The organism is Pseudomonas sp., from assembly GCF_041601375.1.
Classification (GTDB): domain Bacteria; phylum Pseudomonadota; class Gammaproteobacteria; order Pseudomonadales; family Pseudomonadaceae; genus Aquipseudomonas.
Genome location: NZ_JBFIIG010000107.1, coordinates 1 through 14,259 on the forward strand (window position 1 = coordinate 1; position 14,259 = coordinate 14,259).

The following is a 14,259-nucleotide window of genomic DNA, read 5'->3' on the forward strand; positions in this document are numbered from 1 at the left end:
CGGAATCCTCCTAGTGCTCGTCAGCTGCGCTGAAGCCCCCAGCGCCCTCGAGCGCGTCAAGGCGGAGGGTGTACTGCGGGTGATCACCCGCAACAGCCCGGCCACCTATTTCCAGGATCGCAACGGCGAAACCGGCTTCGAATACGAACTGGTCAAACGCTTTGCCGATGACCTGGGCCTGGAGCTGCAAATCGAGACCGCCGACAACCTCGACGAGCTGTTCGCCAGCCTCGGCAAGGAAAATGGCCCGGTGCTGGCCGCCGCCGGCCTGGTAGCAAGCGACGGACGACAGCAGGTCGCCCGCTTCTCCCAGCCTTACCTGGAAGTCACCCCACAAATCATTTATCGCAACGGCCAGCGTCGCCCCACGCGCCCGGACGAGCTGACCGACAAGCGCATCCTGGTTCTCAAGGGCAGCAGCCACGCCGAACAATTGGCCAAGCTGAAGCTCGAACTGCCGGAGCTGAACTACGAAGAATCGGCGGACGTGGAAGTGGTCGACCTGCTGCGCATGGTCGACGAGGGGCAGATCGACCTGACCCTGGTCGACTCCAACGAACTGGCGATGAACCAGGTGTACTTCCCCAACGTGCGGGTGGCCTTCGACCTCGGCGACTCGCAGAGCCTGGCCTGGGCCGTCGCCCCCGGCGAAGACAACAGCCTGCTCGACGAGATCAACAGATTTCTCGAGCGCGCCCAGCAGAACGGCAGCCTGCAGCGCCTGAAGGAACGCTACTACGGCCACGTCGACGTGCTCGGTTACGTCGGCGCCTACACCTTCGCCAAGCACCTGCAGCAGCGCCTGCCCCGTTACGAGAAGGATTTCCGCCAGGCGGCCCAGGTCAATCAGGTCGACTGGCGCCTGCTGGCCGCCATGGGCTATCAGGAATCACTCTGGCAACCGACCGCCACCTCGAAAACCGGGGTGCGCGGCCTGATGATGCTGACCCTGCGCACCGCCCAGGCCATGGGCGTGTCCAACCGCCTCGACCCCAAGCAGAGCATCGCCGGCGGCGCCAAGTACATCGCCCGGGTCAAGGATCAACTGCCCGCGAGCATCGCAGAACCGGATCGCACCTGGTTCGCCCTGGCCGCCTACAACGTCGGCGGCGGCCACCTGGAAGATGCGCGCAAGCTGACCGAAGCCGAAGGGCTGAACCCGGACAAATGGCTGGATGTGCAGAAGATCCTGCCGCGCCTGTCGCAGAAAAAGTGGTTCAGCAAGACCCGCTACGGCTATGCCCGCGGCGGCGAACCGGTGCACTTCGTGCGCAACATCCGCCGCTATTACGACATCCTCACCTGGGTCACCCAGCCGCAGCTGGAAGGCAACCAGATGGCCGCCAGCAACCTGCACACGCCAGGGGTGAACAAGGAGCCGCCGCCGGAAGAGCTGCCGCCGTTATAGCGCATGCCGGATGACGCGGCGCTCTTCCCGGATTGCGCCTGGGCTTATTCGGGCGACATGCTGGCGAGCTACAGGCAAGACGGCCTCTACCGCGTTGCGCGCCTGGCCTTGAAGAACTCGCTGAGCAGCGCACTGCTCTCCTCGGCCAGCACCCCGCCCTCGATCAACACCCGATGATTGAGAAACGCCTGATTGAAGAATTCGCCACGACTCAGGGCCACGCCGGCCTTGGGTTCGGTGGCGCCATACACCACCCGCTGAATCCGCGCATGGACGATCAGGCCGGCGCACATGCTGCACGGCTCCAGGGTCACGTACAGGGTGCTGCCCGGCAGACGGTAGTTGTCGACGGCCTGCGCCGCCGCACGGATCGCCACCATCTCGGCGTGGGCGCTGGGGTCGTGACTGGAGATCGGACAATTGAAGCCGCGGCCGATGATCGCGCCGCCCTGCACCAGCACGGCGCCGACCGGCACCTCGCCCAGGGCCGCCCCTTCGGCGGCCAGGGCCAGGGCCTCGCGCATGAAATGTGCGTCGTGACTGCGGTCGATGATTTGTACTCTTTTCATAGTCTCGCCAGGTCAATCCTAGCCAGGGTGCGCATGACGCACCCTGGCGGAAAATTCACACCACCTCGATGGAGGCCATCAGGCCGGTTTCCATATGGTCGATCACATGGCAGTGGAACATCCATATTCCCGGATTATCGGCGACCAGCGCCACCCGCGCGCGCTCGTTCTTGCCCAGCAGGTAGGTGTCGGTGAAGTAAGGGGTGATCTGCTTGCGGTTCGAGGCCAGCACCTTGAAGGTCATGCCGTGCAGGTGAATCGGATGCTGATACTGGCTGAGGTTGCGCAGCTCGAAGACATAGCTCTTGCCCAGCTGCAGGCTGGCAATGGGCTTATCGGCGCAGCCCTTGTCCTTGCTGTCCCAGGCCTGGCCATTGATCTGCCAGAAGCTGTGCGCCGCGCCCTGCGCCAGCCCCTGCGACAGCGCGCCGACCCACTCGAAGTTGAAGTTCAGGGTTTCGGCGGCGGCCAGATCCGGCTCGGCAATCGGGTTGGCCGGCAGCGCCGCTGGCCACTCGCCGGCAGCCTCGGCACTCGACGCCCCACGCAAGGTGGCCAGGCGCAGCGGACCATTGCGCAGCGACAATTCGATACCCGCCGCCGGCACCTGCAGCCCCAGCTCGATGCGCATGCCCGGCCCCAGCCAGTACTCCTTGCCCAGCGGCCGCGGCTCGATCGGGTTGCCATCCAGCGCATAGATGCGCGCCTCGGCGCCCGGCAGGTTGAGCCTATAGGTCAGGGTATTGTCCAGGTTCAAAATACGCAGGCGCACCACCTGCCCGGCCGGCAGCTCCAGGATCGGCGCATGCACGCCGTTGACCGTACTCAGCCGCCCGGGAGTGCCGCCGCGCGCCGCTTCACGGGGCACGCTGAAATCGCTGAAAGCGCCCTGCTCGTCGATATGCCAGTTCTTCAGGCTGAGCGTGCGCTCATGGCGGAAACCACTCGGCTCGCGCTCCTCGACGATCAGCGCACCGACCAGGCCGCGGCCCAGCTGCTCGCCGCTGGCGGTGTGCGGGTGATACCAGAAACTGCCGGCATCCGGCGTCTTGAACTGGTAGTCGAAGTATTCGCCGGGCAGCACCGGTAGCTGCGAGACATAGGGAACGCCGTCCATCTCCAGCGGCAGGCGGATGCCATGCCAGTGGATGGTGGTCGGCACCTCGAGCCGGTTGATAAAGCGCACGCGCAACCACTCGCCCTGCCTGGCGCGAATTTCCATGCCCGGCGCCTGGCCGCCATAGGCCCAGGCCGGGGTGAGATGCCCCGGCACCAGCTCAAGATCCAGCGGCGCGGCGATCAACTCGTAGTCGTATTCCGCGGCGACCAGCGGCCGCCCCAGCCAATAGCGCACGCCGCCGGCACCGAGGCCTACGACAGTCAAACCGAGCAGGCCACCGATAATTTGTCGACGTGTAAATGACATGGGTACAGACACCTCTAGATAAGGGGGACTTTCTAGAACAACACGCTGGGCCCATCGGGGAAATCAAGGTAGGCATGTAATAGCCGGTCTCTGATGGACCGGCTTTTTAGAGGCTTTAAAATCGAACAGGCGATGCAGAAAAAGGGTTACCTGGCTAAGGCCAGGCAAGGCGCCCCGGAGCTTTCAAGCGCAGCGTACTGCAGTACGTGAGCATTAAAAGCGAGGACGCAACGCAGCATGGCCGACGACCAGGAAGCCGTCCCGCCAATGCATCACTCCCACTCGATAGTCGCTGGCGGCTTGCTCGACACGTCGTAGGTGACGCGGGAGATGCCTTCGATCTCGTTGATGATGCGGTTGCTGACCTTCTCCAGCAGCTCGTACGGCAGGTGCGCCCAGCGTGCGGTCATGAAGTCGATGGTTTCCACCGCGCGCAGGGCCACGACCCAGGCGTAACGGCGGCCGTCACCGACCACGCCGACCGACTTGACCGGCTGGAACACCACGAAGGCCTGGCTGGTCTTGTGGTACCAGTCGAAGTTGCGCAGCTCTTCGATGAAGATATGGTCGGCGCGGCGCAGGATGTCCGCGTATTCCTTCTTCACTTCGCCGAGGATGCGCACACCCAGGCCCGGGCCCGGGAACGGATGGCGGTAGACCATGTCGTAGGGCAGGCCCAGCTCCAGGCCGATGCGCCGCACTTCGTCCTTGAACAGCTCGCGCAACGGCTCGACCAGCTTGAGGTTCATTTCCTCGGGCAGGCCGCCGACGTTGTGGTGCGACTTGATCACGTGGGCCTTGCCGGTCTTGGCGCCGGCCGATTCGATCACGTCCGGGTAGATGGTGCCCTGGGCGAGGAACTTGATGCTGTCCAGCTTGCTGGCCTGGGCATCGAACACGTCGATAAAGGTGCGACCGATGATCTTGCGCTTCTTCTCCGGGTCGGCTTCGCCGGCCAGGTTGTCGAGGAACTGCTCTTCGGCGTTGGCGCGGATCACCTTGACCCCCATGTTCTCGGCGAACATGGCCATCACCTGCTCGCCTTCGTGCAGGCGCAGCAGGCCGTTGTCGACGAATACGCAGGTCAGCTGATCGCCGATCGCCTTGTGCAGCAAGGCGGCGACCACCGAAGAATCCACGCCGCCGGACAAGCCGAGCAGGACATTGGCGCCGCCGACCTGGGCGCGTACCTGGGCGATGGCGTCCTCGACGATATTCGACGGCGTCCACAGCGCCTGGCAGCCGGCGATGTCCAGGACGAAACGCGAAAGGATGCGCCCACCCTGCTTGGTGTGGGTCACCTCGGGATGGAACTGCACGCCGTAGTAGCCACGCGCGTCATCGCACATGCCGGCGATCGGGCAGCTCGGGGTGCTGGCGAGAATATGGAAACCTTCCGGCAACTCGGTGACCTTGTCGCCATGGCTCATCCACACATCCAGGCTGAGCACGCCATCGTCGTCGATATGGTCTTCGATGCCGTCGAGCAGACGGGCCTTGCCGACCACATCGACGCGGGCATAGCCGAACTCGCGCAGATCCGAACCCTGCACCTTGCCGCCGAGCTGCTCGGCCATGGTCTGCATGCCGTAGCAGATGCCCAGTACCGGCACGCCGAGGTCGAACACCGCATGCGGTGCGCGCGGGCTGTCGAGCTCATGCACCGACTCCGGGCCGCCGGCGAGGATGATCCCGCGCGGGGCGAAGGCGTGGATGTCTTCGTCGCTCATGTCGAAGGGATGCAACTCGCAATACACGCCGATCTCGCGCACACGACGGGCGATCAGTTGGGTGTACTGCGAACCGAAATCCAGGATCAGGATGCGGTGGGCGTGAATGTCAGGATGAGCCATGGCCGTCTCTCGTAGCGGAATTCACAAATGACAAGGGGCTGCCCCGTCGTTCTCAACAGCTACAGCCCCGTGCCTGAACAATTTTCAAAAATGGATGTGCCACGTCGCGAGCGCAGTGGCAGCAAGGCAGCGCCCTATCCCTACGGGCTCGCTGCATTCACCCCATCCATGGGGATCGTGGAGAGGAGCGAGGAAGCGCAGTTTGCCGTAGCAAATGAGCATTTCGAGTTCCTCTCCAACGCCGCTGGCGCAAGCGCAGCAGCGGCACATCCATTTCTTAGCCGACCCGGTAGTTCGGCGCTTCCTTGGTGATCTGTACATCGTGCACATGGGACTCGGCCATGCCGGCGCCGGTGATGCGCACGAACTGCGGCTTGCTGCGCATTTCCTCGATGGTGGCGCAGCCGGTGTAGCCCATGGAGGCGCGCAGGCCGCCCATCAACTGATGGACGATGGCGCTCATGGAGCCCTTGTAGGGCACGCGACCCTCGATGCCTTCGGGCACCAGCTTCTCGGCACCGGCGGAGGAGTCCTGGAAGTAACGGTCCGAGGAACCCTGGGCCTGGGACATGGCGCCCAGCGAACCCATGCCACGATAAGCCTTGTAGGAACGTCCCTGGAACAACTCGACTTCGCCCGGCGCCTCTTCGGTACCGGCCAGCATCGAGCCGATCATGACGCAGGAGGCACCTGCCACTATGGCCTTGGACAGGTCTCCGGAGAAGCGGATACCGCCGTCGGCGATCAGCGGCACGCCGGTGCCTTCCAGCGCGGCGGCGACATTGGCCACCGCGGAGATCTGCGGCACGCCGACCCCGGCAACGATACGCGTGGTGCAGATCGAGCCCGGGCCGATACCGACCTTGACCGCATCGGCGCCGGCTTCGACCAGGGCCTTGGCGGCATCGCCGGTGGCGATATTGCCGCCGATCACCTGCACTTCGGGGAAGTTCTGCTTGACCCAGCGCACCCGGTCGATCACGCCCTTGGAGTGACCGTGGGCGGTGTCGACGATGATCACATCGACCCCCGCCGCCGCCAGCGCGGCAACCCGGTCGCCGGTATCGGCACCGGTACCGACCGCGGCGCCGACGCGCAGACGACCCTGGTCGTCCTTGCTGGCCAGCGGATAGGCCTTGGCCTTCTCGATATCGTTGACGGTCATCATGCCCTTGAGGCGGAACTGATCGTTGACGATCAGCACACGCTCGATGCGGTGCTTGTGCAGCAACTTGCGCACCACCTGGGTATCTTCACCTTCCTTGACCGTGACCAGACGCTCTTTGGGCGTCATCACGTCGCGCACCTTGGCGCTCATATCGGTCTCGAAACGCACGTCACGCGAGGTGACGATGCCGACCAGATCGCCGTGATGGAGCACCGGCACGCCGGAAATGTTGTTCTGCCGGGTCAGGTCGAACAGATCGCCCACCGTGGCATCGGCCTCGATGGTGATCGGGTCCTTTACCACCCCGGACTCGTAGCGCTTGACCTTGCGCACCTCGAGCGCCTGCTGCTCGATGGTCATGTTCTTGTGAATGATGCCAATGCCACCCTCCTGGGCCATGGCGATCGCCAGACGGGCTTCGGTAACGGTGTCCATGGCAGCGGAGAGCAACGGAATATTCAGCTCGACACCACGGGTCAGGCGCGTCTTGAGGCTGACATCCTTCGGCAGAACATCGGAATAACCAGGAATAAGTAGAACGTCGTCGAAGGTAAGAGCTTCTTGACTGATACGCAGCATGGCGGGGGCTCCCGGGCGGGAAATTGGAAGCGCGCCATTATACCCAGCAGGGCTATCCCACTCAATGCAAAGAATGCCTTGCGTGCACAAGCATTTCAGTTCGCTGCCACTAAATCGAATAATACCCATATAATAACGATTCTCAATATCATCAAAATCCGAGACACCAATGCCATCTGCACGCCCCAGCCCCGCCTCATTCGGCCGAAAAACCGCCCTGCTTACCCTCAGCCTCCTGCCCGCCGGCCAGTCACTGGCGGCGCAGGCCACGGCGCAATTGCAACTGCCCAGCCAGGAAATCGTCGCGCCGCGCGCCCTCGAACAAGGCTATCGGGCGAGAACCGCCAGCACCGCCAGTAAATCCGCGGTGCCACTCAGGGAAGAGGCGCAATCGGTGCAAGTGGTAACGCCCCAGACGATCGAGGACTACCAGGTTCGCTCGCTGGACGACGCCATGAAGTTCGTCAGCGGCATGACCCAGAGCAACACCCTGGCCGGCACCCAAGACGGCTTCGTCAAACGCGGCTTCGGCAATAACACCGACGGTTCGATTCTGCGCGATGGCGTGCGCAGCAATATGTCTCGCAATTTCGACGCCACCAGCGAGCGGGTCGAAGTGCTCAAAGGCCCGGCCTCGCTGCTCTACGGCGCCCTGGAACCGGGCGGACTGGTCAATGTGATCAGCAAGAAACCCGCCTACGCCAGCCGCACCACAGTGACCGGCGAACACACCAGCTTCGGCGGCGGTAACCTGTCGGCCGACACTACCGGCCCGCTGGGCGACAGCGGCTTTGCCTATCGGCTGATCGCCGAGCGCCAACATGCAGACTACTGGCGCAACTACGGCAGCGACGAACACAGCCTGATCGCCCCGTCCTTGAGCTGGACCGGTGGCGACCTGCAGATCGACCTGAGCTACCAGTACAAGGAATTCTCCGCCCCGGTGGATCGCGGCACCGTGCTGATCGACAACCGCATAGCCGATACCAGGTACAACCAGCAGTTCGGCGAACCCTGGGCGAAGAGCGCAGGCATCGACCAGCTATTCCATGCGCGCGCGCAATACCAGTTGAACCCGGACTGGAAAACCCGCCTGAGCTATAGCTGGAATCAGGAAAAATACGACTTCGCCGAAGCCATACCCACCGCCGGCCAGCCCAGCCTCGCCACCAACGGCACCCTGCGCCGCCGCGCCAACGGCGCCGAATACGACAACGACGTGCACTACCTGGCCTGGGACTGGCTCGGCAATACCCGCTTGTTCGGCCAGCGTCACGACCTGCTGGTGGGCGTCGACAACGAGCGCGTCGACAACTTCCGTGGCGACACCTACCGCGGCACCCGTAACAACGACAGCCTGAATATCTACCACCCGGTCTATGGCAGCCTTGCCGAGCCCAGCCAACTGAGCACCACCCGGAGCGACCGCAGCGACGAGGTACATTCCGCCTCGCTCTATGCCAAGGACAACTGGCACCTGAACCAGCAGTGGATTCTGGTACTGGGCGGGCGCTATCAGTACTACGAGCAATTCCTCGATCAAGGCCGCGGCAGCAATTACACGCGGGTACTGGACGACAACGGCGAGAGATTCCTGCCCTTTGCCGGCCTGGTCTATGCCCTCAACGACCAGGTCTCGCTCTACGCCAACTACAGCGAGTCCTTCAGACCCAACCAGTCGGACAGCCTGGCCGATGCCGCAGCCCATGAGCCGGAGGAAGGCATCAGCCGCGAAATTGGCGCGAAGATCGACGTCACGCCGAACCTCAGCGCCAACATCGCCTTGTTCGACATCGAGAAAGAAAATGTGGTGGTGACCCTCAACGGTGAGGATCAGGCTGCCGGCACGGTTGGCTCACGCGGCATCGAAGTGGACCTCAACGGGCGCATCGCCGAGCGCTGGAACATGATCGCCGCCTACGCCTACACCGACACGAAAATCCTCGACGACCCGGACAACCGGGGCAACCAGTTGGTAAATGCCGCGCGCCATATCGGCAGCCTCTACCTCACCCACGACCTGGCCCTCCCCGCCCGGTTCGGCACCTGGCGTGCCGGCGCCGGCGCCCGCTACGTGGGCAAACGTGCGGTGGATAACAGCAACGAGGCCTGGCTGGACAGCTACACCCTGGCCGACGCCTTCGTCTCCTGGGAAACCACGCAACTGCTTGGCGAGAAAACCAAGCTGCAACTCAACGCCAACAACCTGTTCGACAAACACTACTACCCATCCAGCGGCGGCAGCTTGCGCATTGCCGTCGGCGAGCCACGCGAACTGCGCCTGTCGGCCAGCGTCGATTTCTGACCGCACGCCCGGCACCTCCTCGGCTCAAGGACGAGCCCCCTCAAAGATCGACGCGCACCAGCGAAACGGGATAGCCCAGGCGCTCGGCGAATTCGTCGAGAAAGCTCTGCCTGAATACCGCCTCGGCCCAGTTGTTGAAGATGAAGCCCAGATTGGAAAAGCCGCAGGGCTGGAGGAAGATAAAGCCATTGATATCGTCTTCGTGCCCGCATTCCGGGCAGATGAAGTTGTCGCTATGGCCGGGCATCCACTCCTCCAGACGATCGAACAGCGCCGCGCCAACCTCCTGGCGGCACTGCGGACAACCGGCCTCCTCGTGAAAGTCCTGCAGCGGCGTGAAGATGCAGCGCTTGGAGACGATCTCCAGGCCATTGACTGGCTGGCCGAAGGGCAGCAGCTGCGGCTGCTCGACCACCTGCCGGGCGCCCGGGGCAATGCCGTAGGCCATCTTGTTGAATGTGCGGCCACAGGTGGTCTGCCGCTCGGCAACGATATCCTGCTGCACCAGCCAGCGCACGATCGCCCGCGCCCTGGCCTCATGTCCCGGGAAGCTGGAGATTTGCGGCACTATGATGGCCTGCTGATCGCGCATGGCACGCCCTCGCTCTGACTGAAAGCCGCGCAGCTTAATGGCCACTGCCCAGCGGTCAAGGCAAATAGCCCCATCCGGCGCTACGCGACTCTTACCCTATGGTGCGCCCGGCAAAGCCTTTATCATGCCGCACATGATCAAAGACCCGTTCCAACGCCTGAACCTCGACCGCGAAGTGCTCAGCGTCAGCCAGCTCAACAACCGCGCGCGCCTGCTGCTGGAGGATGTGTTTTCCAGCATCTGGGTCGAAGGGGAGATTTCCAACCTGGCCAAGCCGGCTTCCGGGCATATCTACTTCACCCTTAAAGATAGCCAGGCCCAGGTGCGCTGCGCGCTGTTCCGACAAAACGCCGCGCGGGTGCGGCAGGCGCTGCGCGACGGCCTGGCGGTCAAGGTGCGCGGCAAGGTCTCGCTGTTCGAAGGGCGCGGCGACTACCAGTTGATTCTCGACAGTGTAGAACCGGCCGGCGACGGCGCCCTGCGCCTGGCCTTCGAAGCCCTGAAGGAAAAACTCGTCGCCGAGGGCCTGTTCGCCAGCGAACGCAAAATCGCCCTGCCGGCCCACCCCAGGCGCATCGGCATCGTCAGTTCGCCGACCGGCGCGGTGATTCGCGACATCATCAGCGTGTTCCGCCGCCGCGCGCCGCAGGTCGCCCTGACCCTGATCCCCACCGCCGTGCAAGGCCGCGAGGCCAGCGGTCAGATCATCCGCGCCCTGCAACTGGCCGATCGCCAGGGCTTCGATGCGCTGATCCTGGCCCGCGGCGGCGGCTCCCTGGAAGACCTCTGGAGCTTCAACGAAGAGGCCGTGGCCCGCGCGGTGGCGGCCTGCGTCACGCCGATCGTCTGCGCCGTGGGCCACGAAACCGACGTGTCCATCTGCGACTTCGTCGCCGACGTGCGTGCGCCAACCCCCTCGGCCGCCGCCGAACTGCTGGCCCCCGACGCCAGCGAGCTGGTGCAGCGCCTGCACAGCCTGCAGCGCCGCCTGGTCATGCGCATGCACAACCGCCTGGAGCGCGAACGCCTGCGCCTGGACGGCCTGACCCGGCGCCTGCGTCACCCCGGCGAACGCCTGCGCCAGCACGCCCAGCGCCTGGATGACCTGGAAATGCGCCTGACGCGGGCCTTCGAACGCCACCTGAACACTCGCCGCGAGCGCCTGGCGCGTCTGCAAACCCGCCTGGCCGGCCAGCACCCCGAGCGCACGTTGCAACTGTTGCGTCAGCGCCTGGGCAGCCTCGCCGAACGCCTGCCCCGGGCCATGCGCGAAGGCCTGAAGCAACGCCGCCTGCAGCTGCAAAGTCAGGTACAGACCTTGCAGGCGGTCAGCCCGCTGGCCACCCTCGGCCGCGGCTACAGCATCCTCCTCGACGAGCGTGGCCGGGCCGTGCGCCGCGCCGCCGACACCCACACCGGCCAGCGCCTGAAAGCACGGCTGGGCGAGGGCGAGCTGGATGTGCGGGTCGAGGACAACCACGTACAGCCGACGACCCTGTCGTTGCTGGATTAGGCTGAATGCCGCTGACGACTGGACGAACACGCCGCCGGTAGGAGCGTTATGTCACCGTTAACCGGTGAATCAAATCAACCCCAACCGATCACCCCTGGATAGCCCATGCGTTTAATTGTCTTGCTAGTCGCCTTCTGCCTCGCCCTGCCCGCTCACGCCGAAGGCTTTATCAGCCGCCTGCTGCACAAACCGGTGCCCGGCGGCGTCGCCGTGGTCGACCTCGGTGCCGGCGCCACGGCACCAAGCGCCAGCTACCAGGGCAAACCGCTGCTGGTGATCCACGAGGATGGCCAGCGCTGGATCGCCATCGTCGGCCTGCCCCTGAGCAGCAAACCCGGCAACCAGCAGATCCAGGTCAACGGCAGTCAGACCCTGAGTTTCCAGGTCGCCAGCAAGCACTATGTCGAGCAGCGCATCACCGTCAAGAACCAGCAGCACGTCACCCCGAACGCCGCCAACCTCGCGCGCATCCAGCGCGAACTGGCCGAGCAGACCCGCGCCTACCAGCAGTTCAGCCCGCGCCAGCCGAGCAACCTGCTGTTCGACAAGCCGGTCAACGGCCCGCTGTCCAGCCCCTTCGGCCTGCGCCGCTTCTTCAATGGCGAGGAGCGCAACCCGCACTCGGGCCTGGATTTCGCCGCCAACCGCGGCACCCCGATCCAGGCCCCGGCGGCCGGCACGGTGATCCTCACCGGCGACTACTTCTTCAACGGCAAGACGGTGTTCGTCGACCACGGCCAGGGCCTGATCAGCATGTTCTGCCACCTGTCGGAGATCGGCGTGAAGGTCGGCGACGAACTGCCGCGCGGCGGCGTGCTCGGCAAGGTCGGCGCCACCGGCCGCGCCACCGGACCGCACCTGCACTGGAACGTCAGCCTCAACGACGCCCGGGTCGACCCGGCGATCTTCATCGGCGCGTTCAAGCCCTGAACGCCCGGCACGGCGACAATTGCCCAATCCTCGCGGAGCAGATTAGAATGCGAAACATTATCGATTAAACCGATTGCACCAGCCATGCAGAGCGACGACATGCCGAACCACGCCCAGATCGCCCTGCTCTATCACCACCACCACTCCTGGCTCTACCACTGGCTAAGCCGCCGCACCGGCTGCCGGGAGCATGCCGCCGACATCGCCCAGGACACCTTCGTCCACCTGCTGAAAGCCCGCGAAACGCAACCGCTGCGTGAACCCCGCGCCTTTCTGAGCAGCATCGCCCGCGGTCTCATGATCGATCAGTACCGCCGCCGGCAACTGGAGCGCGCCTACCTCGAGAGTGTCGCTCACCTGCCGGCGCAGGAACTGCCCTCGGAAGAGACCCGCCGGCTGATCCTCGACAGCCTCGAGCGCATCGACCGTCTGCTCGATCAACTGAAGCCGCGTATCCGCCAGGCTTTCTTGCTGGCCCAGCTGGACGGTCTGACCTGCCCACAAATCGCCAAGCAGCTCGGCGTGTCTCGCGCCACCGTCGAGCGCGACCTGGCCAAGGCCCTGCATGCCTGCTACCGATTGCGCTATGCCGACCTCTGATCCGCGTCAACTGGATCCCGCCCTCGTCGATCAGGCCATCCAGTGGTTGATCAAGCTGCGCTTCAACCAGGCCGAGGACGGTACCGCCCAGGCATTCGACCGCTGGCTCGGGCAAAGCCCCGAACACGCACGCGCCTGGCAACGGGTCGCAACGCTGAACGATGACTTCACCGGGCTACCGCCGGCCATCACCCGGCACACCCTGAACAACGCCAACCAGCGCCTGCGCCGCCGCGACAGCCTGAAACTGCTTGGCCTGCTGGCGGCCGGAGGTCTGACCTGGCTCGGCCACGACCACGGAGCGCTACCAGACCTGTTGGCCGAATACCGAACCGCTACCGGCGAGCGACGTGCGATCGACCTGGCCGACGGCAGCCGCATCCAACTCAACAGCGACAGTGCCATCGATACCCGTTTCGACGAGCGGCGCCGGCTGCTTGTCCTGCGCCATGGGGAAATCCTCATCGACACCGGCGCCGACCCGGAGGCCACCCTGGCCCGGCCCTTCTGGGTGCAAACCCAGCACGGTCATCTGCGCGCCCTGGGGACACGCTTCCTGGTTCGCGAGCAGCGCGGCGGCACCCTGCTTGCCGTGCGCCAAGGTGCCGTGGCGATATTTCCCGATGACAGCGCCACAACGGCCGCGCGCATAGTCCAGCCCGGGGAACGGGTGTTATTCAATGCCAGCAGTCTTTCGCCCGCACCGGAGAACGGCCTCGACCCCTGGGCCTGGAGCGATGGGGTGATCAGCGCCCACGACATGCGCCTGGGCGACTTCATCGCCGAACTCGCCCGCCATCGCCGCGGCGTGCTCAGGTGCAGCGACGCCAGCGCCGACCTGCGCCTGTCCGGCACCTACCAACTCGCCGACACCGACCAGGTGCTGGCCCTGATCGCCCAGACACTGCCCGTGCGCATCGACTACCGCACCCGCTACTGGGTCACCCTGACGGCCGGGAGCTGAGCGGCTGTAAAAAACTCTCGCCTGCTGCTACCGCGCCTGGAGACGCCTCGCGATCCAGCTCGCGATTGCCATAGGCGCTGAGCGGCGGAGCAAAGAGCCCCACGTGTACCCCGACAGCCCGAACGAAAGAGCTCAGCGCCATGAAAATTTTATGAGGTGAATTCTCATTCTCGTTCGACTCATAAGGGAAGGCCGCTATACAGGCCCATCTGCCCCCTTGGAGAATATGAAACGCGATGAGATCGTTCCTACCCGCCCGCACTAATCCGCTCGGCCAGGCCATACGCGGCGCCCTGCTCGGCCTGGCGTTGACTGGCACCAGCCCGGCCGCCCTGGCGCAACTCCCGGAAGA

Annotated in this window: 11 protein-coding genes; 6 read left to right on the top strand and 5 right to left on the bottom strand. The window is 64.6% G+C overall.

What is annotated here, in order from left to right; translation table 11 throughout:
* The coding region (gene mltF, locus ABZE94_RS14230; protein ID WP_372876166.1) for a membrane-bound lytic murein transglycosylase MltF at nt 1-1,408 on the top strand (1,408 nt) is incomplete at its 5' end.
* Between the two features lie 86 nt (nt 1,409-1,494).
* On the opposite strand, the gene tadA is transcribed toward mltF, so the two are convergent.
* The 4 genes from tadA to guaB all read right to left on the bottom strand — a co-directional run bounded on the left by tadA (nt 1,495) and on the right by guaB (nt 7,003).
* The gene (gene tadA / locus ABZE94_RS14235; protein ID WP_372876167.1) at nt 1,495-1,977 is read right to left on the bottom strand and encodes a tRNA adenosine(34) deaminase TadA; all 483 of its coding nucleotides are present in this window, start codon (nt 1,975-1,977) and stop codon (nt 1,495-1,497) included.
* A gap of 55 nt (nt 1,978-2,032) precedes the next feature.
* Nucleotides 2,033-3,403 carry a multicopper oxidase family protein gene (locus ABZE94_RS14240; protein WP_372876168.1) on the bottom strand — a complete coding sequence of 457 codons (1,371 nt, stop codon included), beginning with the start codon at nt 3,401-3,403 and terminating at the stop codon, nt 2,033-2,035.
* 272 nt (nt 3,404-3,675) lie between these two features.
* Nucleotides 3,676-5,256 (bottom strand): glutamine-hydrolyzing GMP synthase, encoded by a 1,581-nt coding sequence (gene guaA / locus ABZE94_RS14245; RefSeq protein WP_372876169.1) that lies wholly within the window; start codon nt 5,254-5,256, stop codon nt 3,676-3,678.
* Nucleotides 5,257-5,533: 277 nt separating this feature from the next.
* Nucleotides 5,534-7,003, bottom strand: coding sequence for an IMP dehydrogenase (gene guaB, locus ABZE94_RS14250; protein ID WP_372876170.1), 1,470 nt, complete (start codon nt 7,001-7,003; stop codon nt 5,534-5,536).
* A 169-nt stretch (nt 7,004-7,172) separates the two neighbouring features.
* Between guaB and ABZE94_RS14255 the strand changes: the two genes are divergently transcribed.
* Nucleotides 7,173-9,308, top strand: a complete 2,136-nt coding sequence (locus ABZE94_RS14255) for a TonB-dependent siderophore receptor (RefSeq protein ID WP_372876171.1) — start codon at nt 7,173-7,175, stop codon at nt 9,306-9,308.
* Nucleotides 9,309-9,348: 40 nt separating this feature from the next.
* Here the strand turns inward: ABZE94_RS14255 and ABZE94_RS14260 are convergent, their stop codons facing one another.
* Nucleotides 9,349-9,900, bottom strand: a complete 552-nt coding sequence (locus tag ABZE94_RS14260; RefSeq protein ID WP_372876172.1) for a sugar ABC transporter ATPase — start codon at nt 9,898-9,900, stop codon at nt 9,349-9,351.
* A 133-nt stretch (nt 9,901-10,033) separates the two neighbouring features.
* On the opposite strand from ABZE94_RS14260, the gene xseA reads away from it, so the two are divergent.
* The 4 genes from xseA to ABZE94_RS14280 all read left to right on the top strand — a co-directional run bounded on the left by xseA (nt 10,034) and on the right by ABZE94_RS14280 (nt 13,907).
* A complete protein-coding gene (gene xseA / locus ABZE94_RS14265) occupies nt 10,034-11,413 on the top strand; it encodes an exodeoxyribonuclease VII large subunit (RefSeq protein WP_372876176.1) in 1,380 nt (459 codons plus the stop codon).
* Nucleotides 11,414-11,518: 105 nt separating this feature from the next.
* Nucleotides 11,519-12,343, top strand: coding sequence for a peptidoglycan DD-metalloendopeptidase family protein (locus tag ABZE94_RS14270; RefSeq protein WP_372876173.1), 825 nt, complete (start codon nt 11,519-11,521; stop codon nt 12,341-12,343).
* Between the two features lie 84 nt (nt 12,344-12,427).
* The gene (locus tag ABZE94_RS14275; RefSeq protein ID WP_372876174.1) at nt 12,428-12,943 is read left to right on the top strand and encodes a sigma-70 family RNA polymerase sigma factor; all 516 of its coding nucleotides are present in this window, start codon (nt 12,428-12,430) and stop codon (nt 12,941-12,943) included.
* Entirely contained in the window at nt 12,930-13,907 is a 978-nt protein-coding gene (locus ABZE94_RS14280) for a FecR domain-containing protein (protein ID WP_372876175.1), read from the top strand. Before ABZE94_RS14275 ends, ABZE94_RS14280 begins: the two co-directional genes overlap by 14 nt.
* Nucleotides 13,908-14,259 lie beyond the last annotated feature (352 nt).